The organism is Rhizobium sp. RAF56, assembly GCF_052113965.1.
Lineage (GTDB): Bacteria > Pseudomonadota > Alphaproteobacteria > Rhizobiales > Rhizobiaceae > Rhizobium.
Genome location: NZ_JBFRDU010000045.1, coordinates 25,840 through 35,934, shown reverse-complemented (window position 1 = coordinate 35,934; position 10,095 = coordinate 25,840). Strand labels below are relative to the sequence as shown.

Annotated in this window: 6 protein-coding genes and 1 riboswitch; of the genes, 5 read left to right on the top strand and 1 reads right to left on the bottom strand. The window is 57.9% G+C overall.

What is annotated here, in order from left to right; all coding sequences use genetic code 11:
* The first annotated feature begins 470 nt into the window (after positions 1–470).
* Positions 471–567, top strand: a riboswitch (SAM-I-IV-variant riboswitch).
* 35 nt (positions 568–602) lie between these two features.
* Complete coding sequence (locus tag AB4048_RS25270; protein ID WP_442204738.1) at positions 603–1,175, top strand: hypothetical protein; 573 nt, start codon at positions 603–605, stop codon at positions 1,173–1,175.
* Between the two features lie 649 nt (positions 1,176–1,824).
* Here the strand turns inward: AB4048_RS25270 and AB4048_RS25265 are convergent.
* Positions 1,825–2,955, bottom strand: a complete 1,131-nt coding sequence (locus AB4048_RS25265) for a hypothetical protein (protein ID WP_442204737.1) — start codon at positions 2,953–2,955, stop codon at positions 1,825–1,827.
* A 254-nt stretch (positions 2,956–3,209) separates the two neighbouring features.
* Here AB4048_RS25265 and AB4048_RS25260 point away from each other — a divergent pair, with 254 nt between their 5' ends.
* The 4 genes from AB4048_RS25260 to AB4048_RS25245 all read left to right on the top strand — a co-directional run bounded on the left by AB4048_RS25260 (position 3,210) and on the right by AB4048_RS25245 (position 9,807).
* Complete coding sequence (locus AB4048_RS25260; protein ID WP_442204736.1) at positions 3,210–4,508, top strand: hypothetical protein; 1,299 nt, start codon at positions 3,210–3,212, stop codon at positions 4,506–4,508.
* 172 nt (positions 4,509–4,680) lie between these two features.
* Positions 4,681–5,481 carry a hypothetical protein gene (locus tag AB4048_RS25255; protein ID WP_442204735.1) on the top strand — a complete coding sequence of 267 codons (801 nt, stop codon included), beginning with the start codon at positions 4,681–4,683 and terminating at the stop codon, positions 5,479–5,481.
* A 623-nt stretch (positions 5,482–6,104) separates the two neighbouring features.
* Positions 6,105–6,452 carry a CU044_2847 family protein gene (locus AB4048_RS25250; protein ID WP_442204734.1) on the top strand — a complete coding sequence of 116 codons (348 nt, stop codon included), beginning with the start codon at positions 6,105–6,107 and terminating at the stop codon, positions 6,450–6,452.
* A complete protein-coding gene (locus tag AB4048_RS25245; protein WP_442204733.1) occupies positions 6,445–9,807 on the top strand; it encodes a trypsin-like peptidase domain-containing protein in 3,363 nt (1,120 codons plus the stop codon). Before AB4048_RS25250 ends, AB4048_RS25245 begins: the two co-directional genes overlap by 8 nt.
* The last annotated feature ends 288 nt before the right edge of the window (positions 9,808–10,095 follow it).

The window sequence follows — 10,095 nt, the reverse complement described above, 5'->3', positions numbered from 1 at the left end:
TCCGCTTCAAAAATAGTTCTGCACATGAACCCAAAACGGCAAAGGAGAAACGGAGAAGCTTGACCACGACGACCGACACGAACGATACCTAAAAGGCGGGTCACTTCTCAGTGCAAATCCCGGGTCAACTCTCAGCGCAAATCAACAGTCCTGACTTATTGAAATCCGAAATTTGCGCAACCGGGCCATGCCAGGTCTCGGTTGCGCGAGCCGTTTTCGCGCCATAAGCCGGAAAGCCAGCTACTTGACGCGCTTCGGGGAAGGCGTGTTCTGCAATCATGCCGCCACTTTCGAAGCAGCGATGGGAACTCGTCGCACACGCCGTGCCCGGACAGTCTGAGCATTCATGCGTTCAGCGGCCCTTGCAAGGATTTCGCTCTCGTGTCGCATCAAGATTAATTATCGCCTCGCGTTTTAACGAATGGCGGAAGAGCCATTCTTGCACGAACATAGCCCTTTTGTTACTTTTCAGCTTGCATCCAGAGAGGGCTTCGGCCCCGCCAACCAGCCTTGACCAGCAACGGTGGCACGACGATGTGGCCTGAACGGGCAACAGTAGGTCGCAAACCCTCCAGATGCGTGTCAACTCTGGAGGTTTTTTCATGCTTTCACGACGTGGATTTCTGATTGGAGGAGCCGGTCTGCTCACGGCGACCTTTGTCAAGGATGCGCGATCCTTTGTTTCCAGGACGCACCAGCCCCTGCTGGTGAACCCCGCGGAGGTCCTTCAAACGCTGTCATGGTACGACACTGGCAACGGTCTGCTTCTGACGATCGGCAAATACGAGCTTGAGCCACCACCTCCGCCGACCTGGCGCGAGTTCTTCGTCAGCGAAGGCACTCCTCATACCACCGACGAGGAGGCGGGTGACATATGGAAAGACCATGCCATTTGGCCGGAGGACTATGACGATCCCGTTGACGAGCGCTATTGGCTGGATTGGGTCGATCTGGAAGGCGGTCCTTGTGCGAAGGCGTATGGCCTCCTCGACGTCCTCAATCTCGGTCCGAGCCTCGAGTCAGCGCGGGGAGGGGCGCATCTGGTGTTCCAGGAGGGTGGCTATCCTGGCGATAACAGCCGCTGGGTCGAGGCCAGCGGCAAGCTAGCACTATCACTGCTGCAGGCACGCCTGATCGATCTGAAACTGCCGATCAGGATTGCTGAGGGCAGATAGTGGACCGCTTGAGCCGCCTGAATGCCCCCGGATTGAGAACCATTAAGTCAGAAGTTCAACGGTCGGGGTGAGAGTTGTAGCGCTAATTTTGCCGATGAGCTGGAACCAGGTCACGGTTTCTGAAGGTGACGACATTGAGCGACGCATGCTGGACACTCAACGCCATGACGCTCGATATGCTCGCCGCCCTGGCGCGAAAGATTACTACGACCGCCGCCGCCACCAGCGCCAGGGGATCGAGAAAGACAAGGGCGACGGGCTAAGGGGCTTAGTGAAGACACGGAACGCAACACGGCGATCATGAAGGTGCTCGAATCCACGGCGTCCGCTGTCGGCCCGAGGTTGCCGCCCGGCGATCTCTACATTCATGACCGCTTTGCGCCCTCACAAAAGATATCGAGCCGCCAGTCGCTATCGCTGCAAAGCGGACATTCCGCAGTGAAAACACGGGTCGCAGTTGCGCCAACAGGAAACACGGCGTCGGCTTGAATGAGTGACTGCATTGGGCTGTGGGCGGACAAGCGGCGCATCTCCTGAATGCACTGCTCGTCCCCTTCCAATCGCGAACCCTGTCTATGCAGTTAGCTCGTCGTGGAGGGCCTGACCGTTCTTCGGCGTGGCGGTCATTTCGCAGGAAGATCAGGGGGCACTAAGTTTTGTTGGAGACCACTTCGTCGTCAAATAACACTTCTGTAATCGAGGGCGGTAGAAAATGATCGAAGGCGGATGCATCAGATAGATGCAGGAAACCGAAGGGGCTCGCGATCAAGAGCCCGTTCTCATTCGTTCCGCGATCATCCTGCATAGCGTGGTAGTCGACCTGATGCAACAGTTCGTCAAATTGGGAAGGCTCCAACGGAACCACATGTGGATCGTAACCGGCCGCTTCGATCCAACTGATCGTGCTTTCGTCGTCACTGTTTCCATTCCTCGGGAACGCGGCCAGCACCTTGCCGCCGAGCCGGCCGGTGATCTCCACTTGCCGGAGATAGGCGGGCGTTGTGACTGGTCCGGGCGACGACCCGCTTATCGAAAACGTTCCTTTCACAGGATCCGCGTGAACCGTCCAAGGCATTGGAAAATTACCGCTGAACTTGCCCACAATCTCTTTCTGCGGATTGTAGAACCCCATCGCCGTCCTATTATGATCCTGCAGGATGTCGAAGAATGCGATCCCGCGCACCACCGCCGACAAGACGTCTTCATGCGGCACTGCATAAACGTTCCCCCCGTTTCGACGACGGAGGCGCAGCCCGTCGGACCAGATGACGTAGTCGGCATGGGCGATACCATTTCGGATGTCATCACGAAAAGCGTTGGCCAACAAATCCGCCAAGCGAGGCATGCCGATCGCCCTGGCTGTTTCAGCAAGGTCACGGAATGTCTTGTTGGCGTTCGGACCGATGACTGCTGCAGGTTGTTTCCGGACACGCACTAGGTCCTTGAACGGCCAAAGGTTGTAGGGCACCGCCGTAATTACCCCCATCACGTTCTTAATCGATTCGTATACTCCGCCAGCTTCTGCAAGTTGACAGTAAAGCAGTAGCACGACGCGATACTCGGCGGTCGTCAACTGACTGTCCCTAGTCAGCAACGTCCCGAGTTCTTGGCGAACGTCTGCGGCCGTGATTTGGGTAGACCAGCCGGCGTCCTGCATGCCTCGAAACTCGCCGCCGAGGGAGGCCGCAAAGTCCAGTTCGTTCATCTGCCGGGCGAAACCGTAAAGTCGCGATATCTCTCTAGCGAACTCGGTTAGGTATTGTTTTTCCTGTAGCGACATCAAATTTCGAGCCATTCTCACGACATAACGCCGAGTCCAATTTTCGCGAACGTGTTAATCTCCGGACTTTTACTTCTCGATTGAGAGGTGCTTTGCTTCTCTCAATTCATTCAGATAAATGGAGGGGCGCCCGGATTCTACGCCCAAGCGAGCAATCTCACAAAACAGTTGAAGAACGAAGACATTGATCGGCAAATCTGCGCACATTTGAGAGGAATTTGATTCCATCAGCACTCACTTGAGAAGAATAGCGAATGGATGCATTTCAATTTGAAATCGCCCGTTTTTTGTCAGGGAAGGCCCTGCAGAAGAGGCGGACAACGTACCAGCAGGTTGGCGAGGCAGTAGGCTGGAACCATCCCACGGGTCGCGGGCTTGGAGGAAATCTCGAGGTTATTCTGCACTATATGGCAGATCGTGGGTTGCCCCCGCTGACGACGATCTTAGTGAAGAAGGGGAAACGGCATCCGGCGGACGATGCGATGGCCTACATCCGTGGTGCACTAGGTGCCATCGACGTAGAGACCGCCCAGCAAGAGGTATTCGCTTTTGACTGGACGTCCGTGCCAGAACTCACGCCGTCCGCCGATGCGCTGCTCGACGGTCGGCAAGCATGGCTGACGTCGTTCTGGGGTTTCGATCCCGCTAACTGGGGATGCATCGGGTTTGCCGACGAGGCTCGACGGACCCGTTACTTAAACAACTCCAAGCCAGGGACACTGGTAGCCATCTACGTGACCAAGGGCAGGGGTCCGGAAAACATGCGCGGTAAGGTGGTTGGCGTGCTCGAGATGTCACATGAGATTGGTCACGCGCGGGAGTTCATCTCAGCGGATCGCTGGGCTGAGAAGGAGCGCGATCCCTACTCCCGTGGAAAGTGGCTTCATGCCGTCAAGGCTACGAGGGCATGGCGTGTAGTGCCGGAGGACTATGTACCTGTCGAAGAACTCTTCCCGCAATTATACAATAGCTCCCATCCCGAATTCATCGGAGCCAGCGGCGTTCCCATCCCGGCCGATGAGGCGGCGAAACTCTTTGAATTAGATGTCTACGAAGTGCCGGTCTATGGGAGGATGGAGCCTGTGGATCCAACAATTCAAACGCTCGAATCTGCTCTCAGTCCGAGCCGCGCCGTCAGCCCAGCTTCCCGTCCTTACTGGGTGGGGGAGACGGACGGTCCAAAGCATCTTTACATCCTCCGCCTCACGGGCAACGTCGCAAACTTTCTAGGGCGAGCCCCCGACAGCGTCGAAGACCAACACATCATCAAGGTTGGCTTCTCAAAGAGCCCACGGACGCGGCGCGATCAGATCCAAGGCGCCTATCCCAGAGGAAGCTTCAACTGGGAGGTGTTCAGGCCCAGCCCTCAGCCGGATAATGCTCCATATGCCAATGCAGGAATTGCAATCGCCGGCGAAGACGCGATGAAGAAGCGCCTCGTGGAAGATGGCGCAGAGGTCTTAGGTGGTGAGTTCTTTCTCGCCGACGACAATCTAGTCTATCGGACGTGGGCGGCAGGCAACAACGCGGCGAAGAAAGCGCAAGGTGAATAAAGGCCAGTCAAACACAGCATAGTATTTTATATCCGCAAACAGGTCATTTGGTCGCTGTAGCGGAAGTACGCCATTCGGCTCAGCGAGCTCGCGAAAACAGCGGCAAGGAGGCTTGACTGGCGGTCCGTGACCGATGTCTGCGTAATGATAGTTAAGATGAGGGGGCAGCCTCATGGATGGGAACAGCAATGGCGATCTGGGGCTTGCAGTCGCTCTGGCGAACCGGATGCGAACTCTAATTGTGGACACGCGAGACGACAGCTTTGAGCGTGTATGGGCATACACAGAACGCGAGGAATGGTGGCGGACGCGCGATCTGGACGCCAAACCCCTTGAGCGGTCTCAAACAGGGCCGCAACTTTCCGAAATGGGGGGCGAACTCAACGCTTTACTTTCAGAAGCCGGATACGAGGACAGCATCGATAAGGATTTGGTTCGCAGGTTCCGAACTGGGGAACCGTGGTCGCTGGGGACCGAGATAGAGGTGTTTGCTTCCCGTAAAATTTTCCGCGGCTCTCTTATCCCTTTACAAGAAGTGCCTACCCGCGTTCGAGTGTCGCTATCTGTCTTCGCTTTTTTGACCATCCATGGCGACAAGGATTTGCTTCATCGCGACAACGACCAGTTCGGCATCCACTATCACTATGTCCTCGCAAATAAGGTAAGAACAACGACAATGATCTGCTGGGACACGCGATGGGCATCTGACGACCCGACTAGGCCTGAAGGATTTGCGTCACGTCCAATTTTCCGCGAACTACATGGTGAGGGACGATATGCAAAGGCGGCTCGACCTTACGAATGGGGTGACAGGAAGCGGAAGTCGATCCGCGATGCCTGTGTACCAGACCTCCTGAAGTGGGACATAAAGGCGTTTCGTTCTGCGTCAAACAACGCGGATGCTGTCTGGCCGATCAACGCTACTTTGACTCCACGGCTGGGGCAATCGGCATCTACCGAGAACAGGGGATAGGAGGCCTATCGTACGAGTTGAGTTCGGCAATCGCAATGTCAGCTTCTTAGCGTCAGTCCTGAAACCAGACGGTCGTTTAACGACCCCCTACCGGAAATGATTTCCGCTTCGCGCCCGCATTTTCGGTCAAAGGGTCCACTTGGGCGGCATTCCCGAAAGCAGGCATCCCAGTGGATTGGCGAGGACCCATGTGTGCACCAGGAGGAATCCTTCTGATGGGCTTGAATCCTGGCTCGCAAAGGATTCGCCCGACATATGACGGCCAGAAGCTCTTTTCATTCAAAACGACGACACTTGCTTCCGACGGCGCCAGGTTCTCTCTGACATGAAGAGGCAGAAAGCTCCCAAACTGCGCCCGATGCAGAGCGATACCGGCCGGATCAGGTTCTAGTCGAGGTCTGATCATACGAGAAGTTCGAGGACATTCACAGCCGGCGCCGAGAGGGGCCTCCAAGCTACTGACCGGCGCGGCGCCACCCGTCCACAGTCTCACTCTAAAATCCACGCGCAGCGGAGATAGCGACGTGAACAGCAGTGTGGTAGGAGTTGAGTGCACAACAACTTTAATCCATAAACGAGAATTTCCACCAATCAACTTCACGCGCACTGGAAAAGGGTGAGCCGTGGCCAAGGAGTTTCTTGTCGAGATCGCACCGAATACGAAGGCGGTCGTCATATTTTCGTCCTCGAACGCCGGGGCTGACCCGAAGGCATGGAGCGTGCAGGATGACATTCTCGAGCGGGCCTCCGATACATTCGCTGGCGCATTGGAGATGATTCGATACATCGGTGAATGCGCCGATGAACAGCTCGCCGCGATGAAGGCGGAGGGCATCGAGGTCAAGGTCGGTTTGAACCTCAACGCGAAAGGCAAGTTCGTCGTCGCGGAAGCCAGCGCGATGGCGTCGATCGAGGTCAAATTCACGATCAAGACCGCGGGCGACGCTTCGACCGGCCAGCCCAATGGCTGACAATATCAGCCTGACTCCCGAATGGGGGCCAGCCGTCGCCCGCATCTGGGCCGATGGAAAGCCGGTGGGCACAGCATTCGTCGTCGGGCCGCGACTCGCGCTCACCTGTCACCATTGCACCAGTGCAGCCGGATCGGGCCTCATGGAGCTTCGAGGGACGGATCGTGACGGCGTGGAATGGTGCCGGACCGTGGTTGACACGTGTTCCGCCACCAGCCCGATGGAGGCGGATGCGTCGATCCTGCGATTTGCCGAGGACGCGACCACGGTCTTGCCAATCAGTGCCAACCGAACGTCCTCCTTTGGAACTTTGGTGGCCTACGGCTTTCCTGGAGGTGACCCGAAGCAGGATCGTGTCAGGATCGATGTTGAATCTCGCGACTTGAAGAGCTTCACCTATGGCAACTACAAGCTGGCCGAGGGATTGGCGCTCGGCGGTGATCCGGCCGCGCCCGGAATGAGCGGCAGCCCGGTCGTCGATGCGACCGCGGGCGTAGTCGTGGGGATGATTGTCGGCGGGCCGGACTTCGACGACAGGGCCATGGCGCTGCCCCTCTGGACGCTGGACACTACCAAGAATCCATTTCCGGCGTTCGCGGTCGCCGCCAAGGCCAATCGATCAAGCCTCATGCACTCGGGGTGGGCAATGAATCTGTTGCGCGCGAAGGACCTGTGCCGCCGCCAGGTCGAAGACCTACTTCTTCGCCTCAAGAAGCAGCAGAGATACGACGCGGAACGCATCGTGCCGCGCGAACACCTGACGCGCGCGCTCGCCAGCTTCCTGGTTTCCAGCCGTTCGACCCTCGTGGTCGCCTCCGGGCCGAATTCCGGGAAGACCTCGGCCATGGCGGCTGCGGCCGCGGCCCTTTCTGGACGATCCCTGTTCCTGGAGGCGCTGCAAGTCTCCGATGTTAGGATTGGCTTCATGCGTTCCCTTCAGGACCTGTTGAACGGCGCGCCGAAGGCCGATGAAGGCGAAACGATCGACCTCATATCGCGGACCTTGGCAGCGGAGAAGGAGCCGCTGATCGTCTTCGTGGATGGGATCAATGAGATTTCCGACGACCTCTCCAAGGTCGAACGCTGGGTCGCCGAAGCGATCAGCGAAGCGCAAGCTTGCAACATCAAATTGATCCTATCCTGCCGCACCGACTTCTGGCGCGCGCTCGACGTGTCGTCCGCGGCGCCGGAGGTCCATGACCTCGGCTATTTCACGCCCGCGGAAGCTGCCGTGGCCGCGGGCCTTTATAAGGTCGGAACGAACCTCCCCTCGGAACTTGGGCGTCATCCGTTGATGTTCAGGATTCTGTCGCGCTTGGGGGCATCCTCCGATTCTACCAGGACGGGGCGCTTCTCGGCCATAGAGGCCTTCGTCCTACTGCTCATCAAGTTGACGCCGGGCGTTCAGAATCCGGATGCGCATTTGAGGGCCTGCGGGCGTATGGTCGCGCGGATCGGCCCGGAAGAGGAAACCATTCCGTGGACCGTGGCCGCCAATGAGCTGGGAGGATCGCAGTTCGTAGACAACCTCATCCAGGGAGGCGTGTTTCGAACGAGTGATCGCGAGACGGTGCGCTTCGCGTTCGACGAAATGACCGAAGTACTGCGTCCGCCCCTGCCGCGCGACCTTGCGAGCTTGACTATGCTCTGGGTGCAAGCCATTGCCGACGGACGGATGGCCACGAGTGTGCTGGCCGGCTTGGCGAGAGCCGCGGCCGAAGATAACGATGACCTGGTCTCAACGCACGCTCAGGCCTTTGTCCTCGCCTTTGCCGAATTCCGAAAATCCGACGCCGCCGACGTGGATTTGCTCTATGGCCGGTCATTTGGAGCGATCGGCACTATCTTTGCCACCCTGACATCCGACATGCCCTCGCGGTTCGCCGCCGTCTCGGAGAGAATGGTCCAGCATTTTCTGGATGCAGTTCTCGAGTTGGCGAAGTCGGACGTCCATCTCTTTTCCGAGCGTCACCTGGTTCCTGCGATCATGGAACTCGACATTTCGCTGAACCTAAGATTCAAATTTCTAATCGAACTGCTTGCCCTCTGCTCCGATTTCGGTTTGCGCGATAAGGACATCTTCGATCGCGGCGGCAAGACAAGGCTGATGTCCAGCGCCGCGCATCCGCAGACCAGCGTCGCCGGCGCGCTTCTCGCGCTGGCCATCGATCATCCAGGTGAATTCGCCCGGCTCGCCTTGCCACGGCTCGGAGACGGTCGCCGTTTGCAAGACGGGGGGGAGGCAACGGTCGGAGACGTGGTGATGTCTCTTCTGAGACTCAACGCTTTGGCCTGCTTCAACGACCTGTTTTCGCTTCTGCTCGAGCAAACCAATTTCGATGAGTGCCGTCGGTTGTTGTACTTCATCTCGAGCGCGCACCCCACGCAGGCGATCGAGTGCGCCGCGGCGTCTCTATCGACGTCACGCGCGGTGGCCGTCATGGATTTGGTGATCGGCCCTTCCCTGAGAAGCTTGGGCGCCGGGTTCGGTCCGATCGCTCTCCTGGAACGGCTGCGTATGGTGATGCGGGACGGGACGCCTGAAACCCGCAAAATGGCGGCCCTCCTCATCCGGGTTGCCGAACCGGACGACCTTACCGCCTGGGATGAACTCGCGGCCATGGTCCGCGTCAGGTCCGCCGACACCGACCTCTATCCGGTCCCCGCGGCAAGAGCGACCGAGTTTCTCGATGTGATTAACGAACGAAGCGATGAGTTTGCCATAAAACAAATGCGCTGGTGTATTGGTGACAGCCGTGTAGAGGCTGGCATACTCGGACTGGCGATGAAAATGTTCGAAGCGAAACCTGGCTTGCACAAGGAACTGGCCGACCTAGCGGAACAGCGACTATATAAGGCACGGGAATCGGCATTTTATTCGCCTTGGATCGCCTTTGGATTGCGCGTGGCGGCTGCCCCGTCGCTGGAAACCCGTCGCCGCCTCATCTACTTCGCCAGCCCCGATTCCGATGGGTCGGAGCTGCGTCTTCAAATCTGGACGGAAATGCTGCGCGGTCCCGTGGGGCTCTCGCTGGCCGCGGACGCCTTTGTAAGGGTTAACGAAACAGATGAAAACGGGGCCTCGAACGATTTGCTCATGACGTTCCTGCGCCCCATGGCGCACGGGCACGGCCCTGAACTGTTGGATGTGCTCAAGGATGAGATTGAAAGAGAACGCCGCCTCTTCCAAATCGTGGACAGCCAGGAGAAACATGACCGCCTCGATTGTCTCCTTGCGTTGCTGGTCCAGGCCGTGGGCGAGCGGTATCCGGAAGTCGCCGAACAGTTGAGAGAGCGACGGTCATCCGTGTCCGATTGGATCGAGGTCTGGGGCGATCCGCCGGTCGCATCGTAGAGCTGCGGCGGACATCGAGCCTGATCACTGCTCGACCTGCAAAGCGGATACGCTTTCCGAATCTAGCCATCGATGCATCGAATGCGACCAGGGGCGTTATGCAGGTGGCACGAATGGAACTCGTCATGGCCTCAGCATAGAGCAAAAGTATACAACGTCCCCGCTGACGCATTGTCACTTCCGCTCGGCTACGGTCATCGACACATCAGCAAGGTGTAGATCATCGCGAGACCTATCCAGCGACTAGAACCGTATACTTCTGGCAAATGCCGCCACTGATGACTGGTT